This is a genomic window from Acinetobacter sp. YH12023 (assembly GCF_013420135.1).
In the GTDB taxonomy this organism is placed as follows: Bacteria; Pseudomonadota; Gammaproteobacteria; order Pseudomonadales; family Moraxellaceae; genus Acinetobacter; species Acinetobacter amyesii.
In genome coordinates, this window is sequence record NZ_VOYU01000001.1 from 252,353 (window position 1) to 269,377 (window position 17,025).

Consider the following 17,025-nt stretch of genomic DNA (forward strand, 5'->3'; position numbering starts at 1 on the left):
CTAGTGCTCAATAGAGTGAAGTTGTTATGTATGGCTGATGCCGTTGTATACACTTTTAAAATCTAGATTTATTGCACAAGGTGTGACTCAATCCAGCCATTGCCATGTTCTGTAGTGACTTCGATCAAACCTGTTTTAGTCATGTTTCCCGCAAAAATAATGTCTGCATTTTTTGACAGTTTATTAATGACTTGGCTCGATTTATCGGCAGTTTGATAAAGCGGTAGATTATTAATTTTAGGTCTGAGTTGCTGTCCCATGCTGAAACCATTTGCAGCATAATTTGAGTTAGTCGTGGCCCGACTACCTGTCCATTCTTTTGCGGTATTCGATACTTCTTTGGATGTTTCATTAAATTGATTCAGCGTATTTCTTAAATCACGCATGGTATCGGCAAAACCTGCATATACCGGTATTGAAGCTAAAGACAGACTGCTAACAATGACTAAATGACGAATTTTCATGAACTTTCTCCTTTACTTTGTTATGTCATTCCGCATGAGTTTTTCGGATTCATAACATTCGCGGTGTTTAAATAATTATAAAATGCGAAAATTTAGCATTTTTAAAATAGATCATTTATACTTCACTTGTAAAGAGGGTGGAGTGGTGAAGATGAATGTAGAAAGCCAGAGTGAACATCTAAAGCAAAGTAAAAATTGGTATCAGTCCTTACCGACGGAATGGCAAAATTGGTTGAATGAAAATATTGAAAATGGTTGCGATGTACAGAAAATAAGTCTAATTTTACAATCACATGGATTAAGCCCAAGGGCGGATCAATACTTATTTTCTGATGCAGATCAACTTTCAGAACAGCTGCAAAATGAACTTTTGGACTACAGTCTTGAGGGCTTAGAGACAGATGAAATTTTAGAAAAAATTAAGCAAAAAAATATTTCAAATCATTTGATCATTCAGTTTTTAAAGCGTGTAAACAATAACGTAATTTTTAAAAAACTGAAGCAAGTACAGCAACAGCAGAATAAACAGCGTTGGCTATTACAGGTGATGGGTCAATTGAATCAATTGAACGACCACATTCCATCCACAATCGATTGCATAGAAACACCTGATTTTGAAACATTTATAGAGCGGTATTATAGCCAGATGCGACCAGTCATTTTAAAAGGTGGGATACAACATTGGCCTGCACTGCATAAATGGAGTCCTGATTATTTTGCACAGCATTTTGAAAATGAGTTGGTTGAAGTCCAGATGCATCGTGAGCAGCATCAAGATTTTGAAAAAAAATCGGTACAATTGAAACGTATTATTTTGATGCAAGATTTTGTCGCACAAATTAAAGCCACTAAGCACAGCAATGACATTTATTTAACTGCGAATAACGCCGCTCAAAATAAGCAATTTATGCAAAAGATTAGTGAAGATCTAGGTGACTTCGCCAAAGCTTATTGTCAAAAAGAGATCAAAAATCGACATTTTTTATGGTTTGGCCCTGCAGGCACATTTACACCACTGCATTATGACTTAACCAATAATATGTTGGCACAAATCTATGGACGTAAAAAAGTGACTTTGATTCCTGCATGGCAAATGCCGTATATGTATAACGATCATTGGGTATTCAGTCAGGTTTCAGACGTCGCAAAGGCTGATCTAGCAGACTATCCATTGTTAGAAAAAGTGACGCCATTTGAGTGCATTTTGCAACCTGGAGAAACCTTATTTATCCCAATTGGCTGGTGGCATAGCGTTGAAAGTTTGGATATATCGATCAGCGTGTCATTTACGCATTTTAATGTAAATAATCATTTTTTTACTGAATATCCTCAAGATCTCATCAGATAAAAATTGTGAAGTAGATTAAATAATGCGAAAATTTCACTTATGCAGTCTAATTTTCATGGCAATTCAATGAGCAAACTTCTCACCAATGAGGCAGATCAAAATTTACAGCAAGTATTGGTGCTGATGAATGAGTTGAGCCAATGGTTGATACGATCAGGTGTTGGATATACTGAGTTTACTGCTGCATTGAAGCCTATATTTTTTCAACAAGCTGTACGTGAGTTAGAGCGTATCGATCAAAAACCCACGATTTCTGCGATCAGTTTACTTTCAGGCCTACACCGTAAAGACGTGACAGCTTATAAAGAAGTGATTTCTGAAGGTAAGGATTTGACCGAAGCGACTGTTTCAGAGCCGATTAGTGTGCCATCACGTGTGATTGGTTTATGGTTAGCAGAAGGTTGGGGGGATTCTTTACCATTTAGCAGTGAGTCAGAAAATAGCTTTGAAATGCTGGTGAAAAGAATTTCAACAGAACGTCATCCGCGTTCGGTACTCAATGAACTTGTTCGTTTGGAAATTGCCACTGAAAAAGATGGGCAGGTGTATTTACAACAGCGTCGTTTTATTCCAGATCCTTCACAATTAGAAGCACGCAAAGTTTTAACGCGAAACGTTCAAGCGCATTTAGAAGCAGGTTTGCATAATTTATTGAATCCTGATGAAATGCCATACTTAGAACAAGCCATTTGTGCTGACGAATTAACAGAAGACTCGATTAATAAATTACATGAAATGAGTTTAGAGCTTTGGCAAAAATACTCACTACAACTTTTAAAACTTGCCGCGGAGCGTTGCGAAATGGATGAGGGAAATCCTGAAGCAAATCGTGTATTTCGCTTTGGAGTTTATCAACATGATACGAAAATTAAACTTTAAGACTTTAACCCTTTGTGGCTTGATCAGCGTTTTAGCGGGTTGTGACATAGAATTTTTTCGAAGTGGTGGGGTTACAATTGAAGGTACAGGTGATCCAATCATTGATATCGGTCATGCAGGGGATGGCCGCGGAACAATTATCTTGGGGACACGATATTTAGAGTTTTCAGCTTCCGTGCAGGATTCTTGTTATGGCGTGGAACGTAAATTAGCCTTCCTCAATCCATTTGATCGTCAGTCGATTGACACAAAAACGTATGTAGAAATACCTGCTGCCCAAGCGGATCTTAATTCGCAAAATGTTCAATTGATCTTAAAAAATACCAATAGCGTACCAGTCACTATTCATTTGCAATGTGATATGCCATTAACCATGCAATTATTCGAGCAGGTTAGACCATATTTTCCAAAACAAGTATGTGATACACCTATAGATATCAAACTCTATCCACAACAACAGCATATATTTGAAGCAGCTGTAAATTTAGAGACTGTTGAAGATGGTATATGGTCACACGGTGATGGAGCATCGGTTGAATTAAAAGGCAATACACCAGACAAGTGTGAAGAAATTTCAATTCAATTTCAGCAATCTAGAAAAGCCATACAACCTTAATTGGTATATTTAGAATAACAAAAAAGGCGCTTTAAGCGCCTTTTTTGTTTAGAGATAAACTTGATTAGAATTTATCATCAAATTCGTTATGTTGCGGTGCAGGGTGTTTAAAACCTTTAGTTTTATAACCAAGGTATAAAATACCGAACATTGCCCACCACAAACCATATTTCAATGCAGTTTCTTCAATTTCTAACCACATCGCAAAGATACTGATAAAGCCAAGCATTGGAATAACCACGAAGCTAAAAATATCTTTGGCTGTTTTTGTGCGGCCATCACGAAGTGCATAACGTGAAATCACAGATAAGTTCACGAAAGTAAAGGCTGTCAATGCACCAAAACTAATCATCGAAATGACAATATCAAGATTCATAAAGCCCGCAGTTAATGCAACCGCACCTACGATCATGATGTTGTACGATGGTGTGAAGTTTTTCGGACTAATATGACCAAAAATCTTTTTGTTAATGACGCCATCACGACCCATTACATACATCAGACGTGATACGCCAGCATGTGCAGAAATACCTGATGCCATTACTGTCACAATCGCAAAAGTTAACACATAGGATTGGAACAGTGAGCCGCCGACGAGCAAGAGTATCTCTGGCTGTGTTTCAGCAATATTCTTGAAATAGTTACCCGGCTCAGCAGGGAAGAACAGCTGCATAAAGTAGGTACTAATAATGAAGATAATCCCTGCGATTAAAGCAGTTAAGAAAATCGCTTTCGGCAGTGTTTTCTCAGTATCTTTGGTTTCTTCTGCCAATGAACTTAATGAGTCAAAACCAGTGAACGAGAAGCACAGTAATGTTGCACCTGTAATCAGCGCACCCACAGACGTCAGCTCATTCCAAAATGGCTCAAGGCTCCATAATTGATAGCGTTCTGCCGCAGAAATCGGGCCATCAGCATTGAAGCCCATTTGAAGCTTGCTGTAGACCATCCACGTGAAAATACCAATTACTAATAACTGCACAAGTACAATCAGGCTGTTGAAGTTAGCAACAAAACGCGCGCCGCGTAAGTTAATTCCAGTCATGAATGCCGTTAGCACAATGACCCATACCCAGTGGTTTACTGTTGGAAATAGTGCTTCAAGGTAAATCACTGCAAGAATAATATTCACCATTGGAGATAATAGGTAGTCTAACCAAGAAGACCAACCCACCATGAAACCTACGTTCGGGTGAATAGATTTTTGGGCATAGGTATACGCAGAACCCGAAGAAGGGTAGCGACGGATCATATGACCATAACTAATCGAGGTAAACAGAATTGCAATAAGGGCAATAATGTAAGAAGTCGGCACGTGTCTATGACTTTCTTCAGATACTAAACCAAAAGTATCAAATAGAGTCATTGGTTGGATGTAAGCCAAACCAATAATAATAATGTGCCAGAGTCCAAGCGTTTTTTGCAGTTTAGCTGCCGATTGAGTCCCAGAGATATTTGTCAACGGCGTTATCCTCTTATCGTTGATCAAGGATCAGTCATATTCTAAGGATCGTTTGAGACGAACGATCCCCCCTACGTTTTAAAACAAAAGTGCGCCAATCTACTCCAAATTGGTACATTTTGTCAGTAACTTTGAAATTATTTTTAGCAGAAATTATGCCAGTTTGATTAAAAAATAACTGATATTGCCTTCTGCAAGTGAAAAGCCCGATGTTTAAAAAAACATCAGGCTTAATTTTTCGCTATATTCGCTTATTTTTCAGCAATTACCAAGCTTTTTTTAGAATAGTTTTGAGGTCTTCTAAGCTGGATTCTTTAGGATTATAAATAATAGATCCATCATTCAGTGCTTTCTCTGCCACTTCATCTAATTGAGCTTCAGTCACTTTACCTGTTTCACTCAAAGTACGTGGTAATTTGGTCAAGCTATACAAGCGATCACGCATAGTTAAAATCGTTGAAATTGCTTTATCTGCACGAAGATGTGCTGGTGTTTGTGCATAAATATCAGGACCAGCCAGTGGTAATAGCAATTCAGCAATCTTATCGCCATTCACTTCTTTGTTGTATTCCAACACATACGGCAAGAATAAATTCATGCATAATCCATGGGGCAGGTGAGCAACAGCACCTAAAGCATGACCCAATGAGTGGACTAATCCAACCATCGAATTCGAAAATGCAATTCCTGCCATTGTAGACGCTTGTGCAAGTTCTAAGCGCCCATGTGCATCGCTGGTATTATCTAATACACCAAATAAGCTATTGCTAATTTTCTTGATTGCGGCAGTTGCATAGGCATCTGAAATCGGGTTCGCCGCCATGCACGTATAGGCTTCAATGGCATGCGTCATCGCATCCATCGCTGTCATTGCTGTAAGATGAGGTGGCAAAGTTTGCGTCATACGTGGGTCAAGAATTGCTGCATGTGGCATCAAATAATTCGATGCAAAAGCCATTTTAACATTCTTTTCAGGGTCAGAAACCACAGCGACCATAGTCACTTCTGAACCTGTCCCTGAGGTTGTTGGAATCACAAAAAATGGTTTTAAAGGTTTTGGTAAGTTGTGCGCACCTGAGTATTTCAGTAAGTCATCACCACCTTCAGATACCAAGATGTTGGTTGCTTTAGAGGTATCAATCACTGAACCGCCACCGACGGCAATAATGGCATCACATTGGTTGTCGCGGTAAAGTTGAGCCGCTTTACGTACGGTTTCTAAACTTGAGTCTGGCGGAACATCATCAAAAATATAGCCAATCACCGTCTCGGTACTTTCAAATGCCGCTTCAATTGGTGCAAGTAATTGATTACTGCGAACACCTTTGTCGGTAATGATCATGGGGCGTTTAGCACCCAAAGTAGACAGTTCGAATGGGATGTGTTCTAAAGCAGCATGGCCAGCAATCACTTTTACAGGACAGAAAAATTCGTAATATGGTTTAGCCATGTGTTATGCGCTCCGTTTTAAATAAGACTGGGCTACTTTTAAATAAATATTTGCAGCACCGCTCAGTTTTTCTTTTAGGCTTAAATGTGTTGGATATTCTTTGACAGCCAATTCAGCCACCAATTTAGGTAAAATTAACGCTTCCATTTTGTTGAGACAACGCACCAGTCGGATGGCATAAGACAAATCACCATCGGCGATCATGCGGTCATTGGCAAAGGCTTGTGCGGTACTTTCTTGAAATGAGAAGACCAAAAAGGCATGATTCAAATGTTTAAACGTAATGGTTAAGTCAGGCTTTTGAGTGCCGGGTGTGAGGAGTTTGAGTTGATGGTCTTCCGTGACTTGCGCGACAAATGCAGCACCATTAGGAAAAACATTCATAGATAAAATAAAATTAACTGGAAATTTAGCAACTTCTTGTTTAATTTCTTCATCGACCTGGCTCGCCATGACCAGACCTCTGCCAATCACATCCATCATGAGTTTGACATAGGCCTGCTGGAGCGCGGGTTTAACGGATTTAGTTGCAATCACGTGTACATCCCTTATCTATAATTATTAATTTAGAGCTTTTACTCTAAATTATTTTATTTGAGAAAGCAAAGTCTTTTATAGTTGTTTGACTGTTACGTCTTTAAAGTAACCACTGTTTTTCAAAGTATCAATGATATCGACGCATAAGTTTTCAAATTTAGGGTAATCTTGCACCAAATCTTGTATACGAACCATTTCTAATCCAGCATAGCCACATGGATTAATGGTATGAAAACCAAATAGATCACAATCGATATTCAGTGCCAAACCGTGATAACTGCGGCCTTTACGAATTTTAAAACCGAGAGAACCAATTTTGCGTTCTGCAACATAAACACCGGGTGCATCAGGCTTGGCATAAGCGTCGATGCCGTACTTTTTCAGCAGTTCGATCATCAAGTTTTCTGCATAGGAAACCAGCGTACGCACGTTCCAACCTAAGCGATTTAAGTCAAACATGAAATAAGCGACCAACTGACCCGGTCCATGCCAAGTGACTTGTCCACCACGGTCTGTTTGTACCACAGGGATGTTACTTTGCACCAAAATATGTTCAGGTTTGCCAGCTTGCCCCTGAGTTAATACATCGGGATGTTGCAATATCCACAGCTCATCGGGTGAGTATTCATCTCGCTGTTCGGTGAGAGTTTTCATCTCTAAAAAGCGGTCTGCATAAGGGGTAAGGTGGTTATATTGACGAATGATTAATTCGGGTTTTTGAACAGTTTCAGTCACGCGTGTTGCGTCCTTTATGGTCAAACATAGAGTTTTATTATAATGAATTGGCAGAATAATGGGGGGCGTTGAACGGTGTGAGTTGTAATTTAATGCTCTATTTTCACATAAAAAAACACGCTCGAAAGCGTGTTTTTCAGTACTTACAGTGCTGTCTTAATTAATGGACAAGCTGCAAGGTCTGCATAAACTGCGTGAACTTGTTCAAGCTCTTCAAAACGAAGATTTGCTGTTACTGAATGGTATTTACCTGTACGTGAAGGCGTTACAGTCATTTCACTGCCGTCAAATTCAGGAAAATGTTTAACGAAAATATCATTTACTGCCTGACGGAGTTCCGCGCCTGCAAGACCAATCAGTTTAATTGGATAATCCATCGGGAACACCCAAAGATGCTCTTGCAATTCACGTGAAGGAGCGCGATTAGTCATATCAGTCATGGGACACCTCATTATTTAAAAATACCTGCAATGAGCAGGTATTTTGTATTGTTTTGCTACATGCTCATATTATGGGGGAGAACCCCCCATATTCAAGCCTGCATTATCCTATAGATAGATTAGTCATTCTCAAGGAAAGAACGTAAGTGTTCAGAACGAGAAGGATGACGTAATTTACGTAAAGCTTTTGCTTCAATCTGACGAATACGTTCACGTGTTACGTCAAACTGTTTACCCACTTCTTCCAAGGTATGGTCGGTTGGCATATCGATACCGAAACGCATTTTCAAGACTTTCGCTTCACGTTCAGTCAAGTTTTCAAGAACTTCACGTGTTGCTTCTTTTAAGCCTTCTGACGTTGCAGCGTCAATAGGAGAGGTGATATTACCGTCTTCAATGAAGTCACCAAGATGCGAATCTTCATCATCACCAATTGGTGTTTCCATTGAAATTGGTTCTTTCGCGATTTTAAGCACTTTACGAACTTTCACTTCGTCCATTTCTAGACGTTCACCTAATTCTTCTGGTGTAGGTTCACGACCCATTTCTTGAAGAAGTTGGCGAGATACACGGTTGATCTTGTTAATGGTTTCGATCATGTGTACTGGAATACGAATGGTACGTGCTTGGTCGGCAATCGAACGCGTAATCGCCTGACGAATCCACCAAGTTGCATAAGTAGAGAACTTATAACCACGACGATATTCGAATTTATCCACCGCTTTCATCAAGCCGATGTTACCTTCTTGGATCAAGTCGAGGAATTGCAAACCACGGTTGGTGTATTTTTTCGCAATCGAAATTACCAAACGTAAGTTAGCTTCAACCATTTCCTTTTTCGCACGGCGAGCTTTCGCTTCACCAATCGACATACGTTTAGAAATGTCTTTGATGCCTTTAACATCTAAACCAAGTTCTTTCTCGATGTCAGCGATTTTTTGTTGGAATGCCAGAACGTCAGGGCGGACTTTTTCAAGATAGCCTTTCATTTCTGCAGGTGCTTTAGCAATTTGTTCATCTAACCAAGCAAAGTTAGATTCTTGACCTGGGAAAGACGTACGGAATTGAGTACGGTCCATACGACCACGACGTACTGCATAGCGCATAACTTCACGTTCAGAAGTACGGATTTGGTCATGGGTATTACGAATCAAATCAGAGATGATGTCGAATAAACGTGGTGTGAATTTGAACATCATGAACACAGTTGCAAGTGCTTCAAGTGCAGCAGCAGCTTCTTTACTGTTACGCCCATGTTTTTCAATTGCAGCTTTAGTGACTAACCATGCTTGTTCAAGCTCAGTGAAACGTGCTTTAGCAATTTCAGGATCTGGACCAGATTCGCCTTCAGAATCATCATCACCTTCAGACTCTTCTTCTTCATCGTCATCATCAAGTTTGACATCTTTAGTTGGCTTGTTGGTTGACGCTTCATCTTCATCGATCTCAGAATCATCTTCATCGATCACTTCTGGGATGGCTTCGTCAGATTCTGGATCTAAATAACCAGAAAGAATATCAGCTAAACGGCGTTCACCCGCTTCATAATCTTTATATTCTTGCAATACAACTTCGACTGCATTTGGCCAATAAGCAATAGAATGTAAAACGTCACGAATACCTTCTTCGATGCGTTTTGCAATGCTAATTTCGCCTTCACGTGTCAAAAGCTCAACTGTACCCATTTCGCGCATATACATACGCACAGGGTCAGTGGTACGACCGGGTTCATTTTCAACAGATGCAAGTACAGCAGCGGCTTCTTCTTCAGCAACTTCGTCAGTCGCTTCGCTGCCACCTTCAAACATTGTATCGTCAGTTTCTGGTGCACGATCATGTACCGGAATACCCACGTCATTCAACATCTGAATGATGTCTTCAATCTGTTCACTTTCAGTGATTGAGTCCGGGAGATGATCGTTAACCTCGGCGAAAGTTAGGTAACCTTGCTCTTTGCCTCGGCTAATCAGAGCCGCTACTTGAGAAGTAGGGGAAGTCATATCGCTCATCTTTGCTTACTCTTCGTTGAATCTGTGGCAGTAAAAAACCGTGCATTTTAGCACGATCGTCTCATTAAATCTTGTTAATAGCTGACTTATCCCATTAGGACGGTACAGCATCAAGCTGTCCAATGAGATATTAAAAATTTAAATTCAGTAATTTAGGTGGGGCTGAAATTGTTGTTTTCAAGTTCATCCCATGCATCGATTATTTTACGAGCCATCTTTGACTGTCATGAAAATGAAGGACGCAGGGTGGATTATATCATGCCACAGGTTTTGGTAAGAAAAAAAGACCTATTTTTAAAGTTTAGTTGTTAAAAAAACAAATAAAACTTGACAATATTTTATATCCCATATAAATAGCGGCTAGACCCCTTCAATTTTTTTCATTATGAGGTAGTTTTGGTGTCTTCTACAGATTTTGAACTAGATGATAACTACGGTGATGATGATGTGAATTTCGATGAGGCCAGTGCAAAAACTAGCGCGAAAGAATCGTTAGAAAAGCGCCGACTTATTGATGACCTTCTGGCTCAGCGCCGTCTTGAACGTGAGCTTAAAGATTTTGATTACGACATCGACGATGACGATGATTTTGATGACGAAGAAGACTAAATAGCGATTTAGCATAGCGCTTGAAAATGCTATGCTTACGCATTAAGTTTCTAACTCTGGATTTGAAATGAGTGCTTTAGATTTAGACCTTTTGAGTGACTATCTAGACGGCGATGACAACGAGCATGGTCTAGATTTTGCAGCGACTCATGGTTTTTTATGTGCAATTGCAGTAGGCCCAGCTTTTGATAAATGGCTAGACGAACTTTTTGATAACAATCAGAAAAAAGTACCTGCTGAAATTATAGCACAAGTAAAAGCATGGCTCGAATCGATTCGTCAGAATCTTGCCAATGAAGATGGTATTGAATTTCCATTTGAAATTGAAGAAGCCGATGTTGAATCAAGTCTTGGTGACTGGAGTGTTGGCTTCGTTGATGCCATGTTCCTAAACGAAGATGCATGGTTCACCGACGAGTTTGAAGAACAATTGGTAGATTTAACTTTGCCAATCATGGTGTTCAGCGGCATTGATGAAGAAGATCCACAAATGGAATCTTTCCGTCGTAATGGTCAGTTGATGGATGAACTTGCAGAAGAAATCCCAACCAATTTGAACGAATTATATTTGATGTATCACACACCAAATTAATTTCGACGAAATTTAAAAAAAGCACCTTGGGGTGCTTTTTTTAGCGCTATACCTTTTCAATTCAAAGTTAGTCTAAAGGCTTAACTACGTTTGGCTTTTAAGAAGCTCTTTGCCATCCATCCAAAAGATAAAGCCAACATGAGATAATGGATGAATAAGGTAAAGCTGATAGCAAGCAGCCAGACCCAAGCGGGTAATTGCGTTAGCGCCATTTGAATAAAGGCTTGGGTTTCAGGGAAGATCAAGAGACAAATGACAGTCGCGACGACACTAATCAGTACGGAAGCTAAAATACAGCTCCAAATCAAAGTTCGCTTTTCTAACTTATTTGGCACTCGCTGATGGTCTTTAACAAAGCTAGATGCTGCAGCAAGACCGCCCACGATGAGACAGGTAATAGATGAACCACCAGGTAAATCAAAGAAAGATTCGATGGCTGCGACAGCAACCATGGCGAGTGCATAAGCAATGCTAAATGTGATGATGTATTTTTTCATTATTTAATGTTCATGTTTTCATTATATAAAGTGCGAGTATAACTTACCTGAAGTGTCTTCACTGAATTTTAACTTTCATTGAAGTGGTGATGATTTAAATTTTAACGCAATACATTGAAAAAATTTATAATTTTTTAGCGCAATAGTCTGCATACCAACCATAGGCAATATGAAATATTGTGCCATGAATGGCGACCAAACAAAGCATAACCACAGCAGTTAGCCCGATGCCTGCATGATCTACAGACTTCATAATGCTTTCGGCATTGGGATTCATTAGCACCAAGAACAGCACAAAAAAGCTACCAATGATGATTGCAACGGCACTGGAGCCCCAAACCAGTTGAATCTTTTCATGGTTGCTAGGCACGCGTTGTTCTTTCTTTACAAAATGCCCAACGCTGATTAATGCACATGCCACCAATGTAGGAATTAATGTAATACCACCTAGATTTAATCCAAAAATTAATACGGTAATCAAAAGCACCAAGGCGATGCTATAAACAGCAGCAAAGTGTAGGAGATAGTGTTTCATTTAAGCCCCAAAAACAAAAAATTAACGAGGTCGACGTTGATGTCGACGGTACAAAATCCAAGCAATAATGATGACTGTGATCAGAATAATCACATGTCCAACTTTACTAAATATTTGCTGCATTAACTGCTGATTTTCACCTAAATAAAAACCCATACAAGCTAAAAAAGTGGTCCAAATAATCGTACCTAAACCACTATAAAACATAAACTTCCAAAATGGCATGCGGCTCATTCCAGCAGGAATACTAATGAGAGAACGCACAGCTGGAATCATTCGTCCGAAAAATACAATGCGGTGACCGTATTGCTCAAACCATGCTAGAGATTTTTTTACATCTGCCGACTTGATAAATAAATACTTTCCATAGCGATCGACGAAGTGAAAGATGGATTCATGCTTAAATTTATAACCAATCCAATATAGCAATGCAGCCGCCAGTAAAGAACCGACACAACCTGAAATAATGACACCAATGAGGAGTAGTTGACCTTGGGAGGCAGAATAGCCAGCCGAGGGCATAATGATTTCAGAGGGGATTGGGGGGAAGACATTGTCAAGAAACATGAGTAGGGCAATACCGAGATAACCCAATTGTTCCATGATTGAAATGATCCATTCAGTTAAAGTCATGGTAGCTAAGGCAGAGAAAAGGTGTATTTATCCTATGTTGAAAAGCGCAGTGGGTAAAGTTCCGTTTTAAATATTCCTGAAACCACCTAAGCAAAAACAACAAATATTGAGTTCACCTTGTATTAGGTAGCAGGTAGGCTGAATTAGAAGGAAAAGTATGAATACGTGATGGCCTTAAGATATGCTGAATGATATAAGGCTGAATAATTGAAAGGCTTAGATCATAGTTTTTAAAGTACTGAGTGTACGCTGTTCAGTTTGGATTTTATTTAGATTTCGGAGCTTTAGCAGCTTTAAAAATCGTTTTATGTACTGAACAGCGTAGGACTAGGTTGCAATAAGTGACGTTGTAAGGTGCGTAAATTAATCATCATGTTCCATATTTAACAGTGTGTGAATATAGACTTGGCGTAAGCTTAGAGATAAAGCAAATGGAATCACACACAGTCCAAGAATGTTGAGCATAGTGGGTTGTAAGTGCAATGTATAAGCAATAAATAAGGCAAAAATTGCACCAATGCATGTAGCAATACTGACTATCAAAATATGCGACTGTTGGTTAAGGAGGTGTTTTAATTCTCCTACACTTTCTTTTACACGGGGAGCGGGTAAAGCAAGGCGCCTTGAGGTTGCAATTGGAGAGTTGATTAATTTTGGCATAATGCTTTCCTTTTCAATTATCTATAATGATTTTCTCGGATCAATTGATCAGAATAAGCATAAATGCGCGAACTGATTCTCGTAAATAACCAGATATAGTTATTTTGTCAAAAAAATTAAGTCACTGTTGAGAATGCGTAAAAAAAGCCCTAAAAATAGGGCTTTTATTTATATATCGTTACAACAAATTTTCCTTAGAGGCGCTTACGTTTTGCTGCCACAATTTGTGATTGACGCATACGGAAGCCAGCTTTTTGTTGTTCCGTGGTTTTGTCGATACAGTATTTGCATGATACGCCGTGTTCGTAGCTCGGAAGTTCAACTTCAGCAGGAGCCAGTGGCCAACCGCATGCGTGACATTTGATATTTTCGCCTTCTTCCATACCGTGAGTGACAGCAGTACGACCGTCAAATACGAAACATTCACCTTCCCACATGCTTTCTTCAACAGGGGTTTCTTCTAAATATTTTAAGATACCGCCTTTAAGGTGATAAACCTCATTAAAGCCTTCTTGAAGTAAAAGTGAGGTTGATTTTTCACAGCGAATACCGCCTGTACAGAACATGGCAATTTTCTTATCTTTATGCTGCTCAAGCTCTTTTTTCACGTATTCAGGGAATTCACGGAAAGTCTCAGTTTTCGGGTCAATCGCACCCTTAAATGTACCTGCTTTGTACTCATAGTCGTTACGTGTATCAATTAGGATTACGTCATCACGTGTAATTAGTTCATTCCATTCTTTAGGATCAAGGTAGTGACCGACTAAATCACGTGGTTTCACTTCCACACCTAAAGTCACGATTTCTTTTTTCAGTTTGATCTTCATTTTACGGAATGGTTTATCCGTACTATGCGATTCTTTGTATTCCATCGCATTGAAGCCTTCATTGAGAAGGAACTGATGGATGATATCTACAGATTTACGGTCACCGGCAACAGTACCGTTAATACCTTCATCTGCCACAATTAGAGTACCGCAAAGGTTGATGGTTTTTACCAAGTCTAAAAGACGTTGTTGAAGATCGGCAGGATCTTGAACTTCTTTGAATTGATAAAGTGCGGCAACAACCCAACCAGAGGTCGCTTGCTGTTCTACAGGTGCAAGCTGTTCTACAGTAGCGTTCATGGAGTACTCCAAATGAATAAACAGGATAAAAATTAAGGCGCACATTCTACCGTGATTTGGATGAATAAGCGAGTAAAGCGATGGCTTTTAACCACACATTTGATCATAGCTTCATTTCAGTGGTTTTAGCGTGTATAGTCATGCCGAGTTGTTTTTATCCCATAAATATTGATTGAATGGAGCCGGTTTTGAGTACTGATCGTCGAATTGCCTCGTTAACCCCATGTGCAGGGCGTTGTTCTACGGTATTTGGTGATTCAGTCTGTCGTGGTTGCCGCCGCTTTAACCATGAAGTCATAAAATGGAATACCTATACAGCAGAGCAACACACGGCCATTTGGTGTCGTTTAGATGCACAATTAGATCAAATTTTAATACCGATGTTGCCGCAAGCAGATATCGTCCATGTCGAAGGTTTTGTTTTGTCTAAGCGAGTTCGCTTACGTCCAGATGCAAGCAAAGGCCGCAAACTGTATCACGCACTCAAGCTCTGCGAAAAAAACCGTCATTTCACAGATGAAAGTGGACTCGGGATACATTACAAACAGGTGCGACCGTTGTGGGATGAATTTGAGCGTCGTGTTTTAGCACTCGCCACAGCCAGCTATGATTTGGCATTTTTAAGAGCAGATGCCATTCGCTTGCATTTATTGCAAAACATGGATGAAGAGGACTAAGTCCTCTTTTTTTATTTATGAAATTTATCGTGATGTAAAAAAATAAGTAAAGGAATCTCAGCGTGAATTATTCGGAGTACTTTTTATATTGTGTGGCAGTCATCGTAATGATTGCAACGCCTGGACCTGTCATGCTGTTGGTCGCAAGTTCAGGTTTACAAGGCGGCTATAAAAAGGCATTTCAAACCATTGTCGGGACAAATTTTGCGTCACTGATTTTGATTGTGCTGTCAGTATGTATTTTAAAAGGCATTTTAAATGTTAATGCGCATTGGCTCGATGGCATCAAAATACTGGGTTGTTTATATATTGCTTATATTGGATTTGATATTTTAAAAGAAGTAACTATACAGCCCACTGTACAATCTCTGCAGTTAAAAGCAGCACAAGGGGGTTTTAAGCAAGGACTAATTGTGGGGATTTCAAATCCTAAGGATATTATTTTCTTCGCGTCATTTTTTCCGCAGTTTGTAGGAATTACTCCTCATCTTAATCTGAGTTTAATTGTGTTGACCCTGAGTTGGATTGTTTTAGATTTCGCAACCTTGTCTTTTGTGTATTTGTCTTTTCATCGATTGTCGAAATCACGCTGGTATAAAAAATTGTTGGCACTGTGTGGGCTGATTTTAGTGGTAGTTGCCATCTACGGGATCTATAGCATATTCACGGTTTAATTCTTAATTTGAAATATGCAGTAAAAAATAAAAAAGGCTGATTCAATCAGCCTTTTTATGAATGTGTAGAGCTTTAATTAATTCGCACTAGAGATTGTGCTGTAAACGATATTGCACAATTTCTTCAATGGTGAGTACAGTCAAATGATGGGTTTGTGCATACGCTAAAACTTGTACGCCATTGGCCATTGTGCCGTCTGGGTTGGTTAATTCACACAAAACACCTGTAGGTTTTAAACCGGCCAGACGTGCCAGATCAATAGTCCCTTCAGTATGTCCACGACGGGTCAATACGCCGCCTTCACGCGCACGTAAAGGAAAAACATGACCCGGACGGTTTAAGTCACTAGCAACAGCACCATCTTTAATTGCGGCTTTGACTGTAGTTGTTCGGTCTTTTGCTGAAACGCCAGTAGTAACACCTTCCGCAGCTTCAATGGTGACGGTAAAGGCAGTTTTAAAATGGCTAGAGTTATCAGACACCATGGGTGGAAGTTCTAAATGATTAGCCTGAGCATCGGTTAAACACAGGCAGACAATCCCTGAACCGTCACGAATCATACGTGCCATGGTTTCTACAGTGAGTGTTTCTGCAGCAACAATCAGGTCGGCTTCATTTTCACGGTCAAAATCGTCCATGACTAAAACAGGCTTGCCTTGACGAATGTCTTCTAAGGCTTGCAGCATGCGCTGTTCTGCAGGTGGAAGGGCAGAAAAGAAAATTTCGGGTTGAATTAAACTAGACATTGAAACGCTCGCGTAAATTTTAGATACGGTTGAACATTTCAGGACATGTGAAATAGTGGCGTTACGATATATATTGAAAATGATCAATGATATAGAGATGTGACGTCGTCTTCTTTCATCCGGACTATACCGTCGGCTCAGGTATTGCACCTGATCTGCGAATCGCGTTTAAACGATTGGCTCGTGGGCTTTTTGCAGGGCTTTCAACCCAGCAAATTTACCACCGGTGGGGAATTTCACCCCGCCCTGAAGCGATGTGTCTTGAGTATAGACCTGTTTGAGTGATGATGGGGGATTATTGCTTAGAATCATTTGCAAAATTTTAGATAAGTAA

At 39.7% G+C, this 17,025-nt stretch carries 20 protein-coding genes and 1 riboswitch; of the genes, 7 read left to right on the top strand and 13 right to left on the bottom strand.

Translation table 11 applies throughout. The features are described from left to right. Positions 1 to 68: 68 nt before the first annotated feature. Positions 69 to 464: a hypothetical protein gene (locus tag FTT92_RS01200; protein WP_078192198.1), complete on the bottom strand. Its 396-nt coding sequence runs from the start codon at positions 462 to 464 to the stop codon at positions 69 to 71. 151 nt (positions 465 to 615) lie between these two features. On the opposite strand from FTT92_RS01200, the gene FTT92_RS01205 reads away from it, so the two are divergent. From FTT92_RS01205 to FTT92_RS01215, 3 genes are all read left to right on the top strand, one after another. Then, the gene (locus tag FTT92_RS01205) at positions 616 to 1,812 is read left to right on the top strand and encodes a cupin-like domain-containing protein (RefSeq protein ID WP_180066752.1); all 1,197 of its coding nucleotides are present in this window, start codon (positions 616 to 618) and stop codon (positions 1,810 to 1,812) included. 66 nt (positions 1,813 to 1,878) lie between these two features. After that, positions 1,879 to 2,691 (top strand): DUF6502 family protein, encoded by an 813-nt coding sequence (locus tag FTT92_RS01210; RefSeq protein ID WP_180171226.1) that lies wholly within the window; start codon positions 1,879 to 1,881, stop codon positions 2,689 to 2,691. Then, the gene (locus FTT92_RS01215) at positions 2,669 to 3,307 is read left to right on the top strand and encodes a hypothetical protein (RefSeq protein ID WP_078192196.1); all 639 of its coding nucleotides are present in this window, start codon (positions 2,669 to 2,671) and stop codon (positions 3,305 to 3,307) included. The genes FTT92_RS01210 and FTT92_RS01215 overlap by 23 nt, the downstream gene beginning before the upstream one ends. 64 nt (positions 3,308 to 3,371) lie before the next feature. Here FTT92_RS01215 and FTT92_RS01220 read toward each other — a convergent pair whose 3' ends face one another. The 6 genes from FTT92_RS01220 to rpoD form a co-directional block, all read right to left on the bottom strand. Next, positions 3,372 to 4,769, bottom strand: a complete 1,398-nt coding sequence (locus FTT92_RS01220; RefSeq protein WP_111885298.1) for an APC family permease — start codon at positions 4,767 to 4,769, stop codon at positions 3,372 to 3,374. 265 nt (positions 4,770 to 5,034) lie between these two features. Further along, positions 5,035 to 6,219, bottom strand: a complete 1,185-nt coding sequence (locus FTT92_RS01225) for an iron-containing alcohol dehydrogenase (protein WP_180076732.1) — start codon at positions 6,217 to 6,219, stop codon at positions 5,035 to 5,037. Positions 6,220 to 6,222: 3 nt separating this feature from the next. Next, complete coding sequence (locus FTT92_RS01230) at positions 6,223 to 6,756, bottom strand: hypothetical protein (RefSeq protein ID WP_180011534.1); 534 nt, start codon at positions 6,754 to 6,756, stop codon at positions 6,223 to 6,225. A gap of 75 nt (positions 6,757 to 6,831) precedes the next feature. After that, positions 6,832 to 7,491 carry a lipoyl(octanoyl) transferase LipB gene (gene lipB, locus FTT92_RS01235; protein ID WP_180023222.1) on the bottom strand — a complete coding sequence of 220 codons (660 nt, stop codon included), beginning with the start codon at positions 7,489 to 7,491 and terminating at the stop codon, positions 6,832 to 6,834. Positions 7,492 to 7,634: 143 nt separating this feature from the next. Beyond that, positions 7,635 to 7,922, bottom strand: a complete 288-nt coding sequence (locus tag FTT92_RS01240) for a YbeD family protein (RefSeq protein WP_078192402.1) — start codon at positions 7,920 to 7,922, stop codon at positions 7,635 to 7,637. A 128-nt stretch (positions 7,923 to 8,050) separates the two neighbouring features. Next, complete coding sequence (rpoD, locus tag FTT92_RS01245) at positions 8,051 to 9,940, bottom strand: RNA polymerase sigma factor RpoD (RefSeq protein ID WP_078192191.1); 1,890 nt, start codon at positions 9,938 to 9,940, stop codon at positions 8,051 to 8,053. 399 nt (positions 9,941 to 10,339) lie between these two features. On the opposite strand from rpoD, the gene FTT92_RS01250 reads away from it, so the two are divergent. Next, positions 10,340 to 10,549 (top strand): PA3496 family putative envelope integrity protein, encoded by a 210-nt coding sequence (locus tag FTT92_RS01250; RefSeq protein ID WP_078191373.1) that lies wholly within the window; start codon positions 10,340 to 10,342, stop codon positions 10,547 to 10,549. 67 nt (positions 10,550 to 10,616) lie between these two features. Further along, on the top strand, positions 10,617 to 11,141 hold the full coding sequence (locus FTT92_RS01255) for a YecA family protein (protein ID WP_078191372.1): 525 nt from the start codon (positions 10,617 to 10,619) through the stop codon (positions 11,139 to 11,141). Positions 11,142 to 11,221: 80 nt separating this feature from the next. Here FTT92_RS01255 and FTT92_RS01260 read toward each other — a convergent pair whose 3' ends face one another. The 5 genes from FTT92_RS01260 to FTT92_RS01280 form a co-directional block, all read right to left on the bottom strand. Beyond that, positions 11,222 to 11,638, bottom strand: a complete 417-nt coding sequence (locus tag FTT92_RS01260) for an ABZJ_00895 family protein (RefSeq protein WP_180089143.1) — start codon at positions 11,636 to 11,638, stop codon at positions 11,222 to 11,224. A gap of 124 nt (positions 11,639 to 11,762) precedes the next feature. Further along, positions 11,763 to 12,173 (bottom strand): ABZJ_00895 family protein, encoded by a 411-nt coding sequence (locus tag FTT92_RS01265; RefSeq protein ID WP_111885304.1) that lies wholly within the window; start codon positions 12,171 to 12,173, stop codon positions 11,763 to 11,765. A 21-nt stretch (positions 12,174 to 12,194) separates the two neighbouring features. Then, positions 12,195 to 12,806 carry a DedA family protein gene (locus FTT92_RS01270; RefSeq protein ID WP_111885305.1) on the bottom strand — a complete coding sequence of 204 codons (612 nt, stop codon included), beginning with the start codon at positions 12,804 to 12,806 and terminating at the stop codon, positions 12,195 to 12,197. A gap of 363 nt (positions 12,807 to 13,169) precedes the next feature. Further along, positions 13,170 to 13,466, bottom strand: coding sequence for a hypothetical protein (locus FTT92_RS01275; protein ID WP_078192186.1), 297 nt, complete (start codon positions 13,464 to 13,466; stop codon positions 13,170 to 13,172). Between the two features lie 194 nt (positions 13,467 to 13,660). After that, positions 13,661 to 14,593, bottom strand: a complete 933-nt coding sequence (locus tag FTT92_RS01280) for a rhodanese-related sulfurtransferase (RefSeq protein ID WP_180171227.1) — start codon at positions 14,591 to 14,593, stop codon at positions 13,661 to 13,663. A 188-nt stretch (positions 14,594 to 14,781) separates the two neighbouring features. Here FTT92_RS01280 and FTT92_RS01285 point away from each other — a divergent pair, with 188 nt between their 5' ends. After that, a complete protein-coding gene (locus tag FTT92_RS01285; RefSeq protein WP_111885315.1) occupies positions 14,782 to 15,270 on the top strand; it encodes a DUF1289 domain-containing protein in 489 nt (162 codons plus the stop codon). A 62-nt stretch (positions 15,271 to 15,332) separates the two neighbouring features. Continuing rightward, on the top strand, positions 15,333 to 15,944 hold the full coding sequence (locus FTT92_RS01290; RefSeq protein ID WP_180171228.1) for a LysE family translocator: 612 nt from the start codon (positions 15,333 to 15,335) through the stop codon (positions 15,942 to 15,944). Between the two features lie 87 nt (positions 15,945 to 16,031). Here the strand turns inward: FTT92_RS01290 and ribB are convergent, their stop codons facing one another. Then, on the bottom strand, positions 16,032 to 16,691 hold the full coding sequence (gene ribB / locus FTT92_RS01295) for a 3,4-dihydroxy-2-butanone-4-phosphate synthase (protein WP_180171229.1): 660 nt from the start codon (positions 16,689 to 16,691) through the stop codon (positions 16,032 to 16,034). 103 nt (positions 16,692 to 16,794) lie between these two features. Next, positions 16,795 to 16,948, bottom strand: a riboswitch (FMN riboswitch). Positions 16,949 to 17,025: the final 77 nt, after the last annotated feature.

What these genes read in the sequence shown, in the direction of transcription:
- FTT92_RS01200 (WP_078192198.1), bottom strand. Translation starts at nt 464, where the DNA reads ATGAAAATTCGTCATTTAGTCATTGTTAGCAGTCTGTCTTTAGCTTCA.
- FTT92_RS01205 (WP_180066752.1), top strand. Translation starts at nt 616, where the DNA reads ATGAATGTAGAAAGCCAGAGTGAACATCTAAAGCAAAGTAAAAATTGG.
- FTT92_RS01210 (WP_180171226.1), top strand. Translation starts at nt 1,879, where the DNA reads ATGAGCAAACTTCTCACCAATGAGGCAGATCAAAATTTACAGCAAGTA.
- FTT92_RS01215 (WP_078192196.1), top strand. Translation starts at nt 2,669, where the DNA reads ATGATACGAAAATTAAACTTTAAGACTTTAACCCTTTGTGGCTTGATC.
- FTT92_RS01225 (WP_180076732.1), bottom strand. Translation starts at nt 6,219, where the DNA reads ATGGCTAAACCATATTACGAATTTTTCTGTCCTGTAAAAGTGATTGCT.
- FTT92_RS01240 (WP_078192402.1), bottom strand. Translation starts at nt 7,922, where the DNA reads ATGACTAATCGCGCTCCTTCACGTGAATTGCAAGAGCATCTTTGGGTG.
- rpoD (WP_078192191.1), bottom strand. Translation starts at nt 9,940, where the DNA reads ATGAGCGATATGACTTCCCCTACTTCTCAAGTAGCGGCTCTGATTAGC.
- FTT92_RS01255 (WP_078191372.1), top strand. Translation starts at nt 10,617, where the DNA reads ATGAGTGCTTTAGATTTAGACCTTTTGAGTGACTATCTAGACGGCGAT.
- FTT92_RS01260 (WP_180089143.1), bottom strand. Translation starts at nt 11,638, where the DNA reads ATGAAAAAATACATCATCACATTTAGCATTGCTTATGCACTCGCCATG.
- FTT92_RS01265 (WP_111885304.1), bottom strand. Translation starts at nt 12,173, where the DNA reads ATGAAACACTATCTCCTACACTTTGCTGCTGTTTATAGCATCGCCTTG.
- FTT92_RS01270 (WP_111885305.1), bottom strand. Translation starts at nt 12,806, where the DNA reads ATGACTTTAACTGAATGGATCATTTCAATCATGGAACAATTGGGTTAT.
- FTT92_RS01275 (WP_078192186.1), bottom strand. Translation starts at nt 13,466, where the DNA reads ATGCCAAAATTAATCAACTCTCCAATTGCAACCTCAAGGCGCCTTGCT.
- FTT92_RS01280 (WP_180171227.1), bottom strand. Translation starts at nt 14,593, where the DNA reads ATGAACGCTACTGTAGAACAGCTTGCACCTGTAGAACAGCAAGCGACC.
- ribB (WP_180171229.1), bottom strand. Translation starts at nt 16,691, where the DNA reads ATGTCTAGTTTAATTCAACCCGAAATTTTCTTTTCTGCCCTTCCACCT.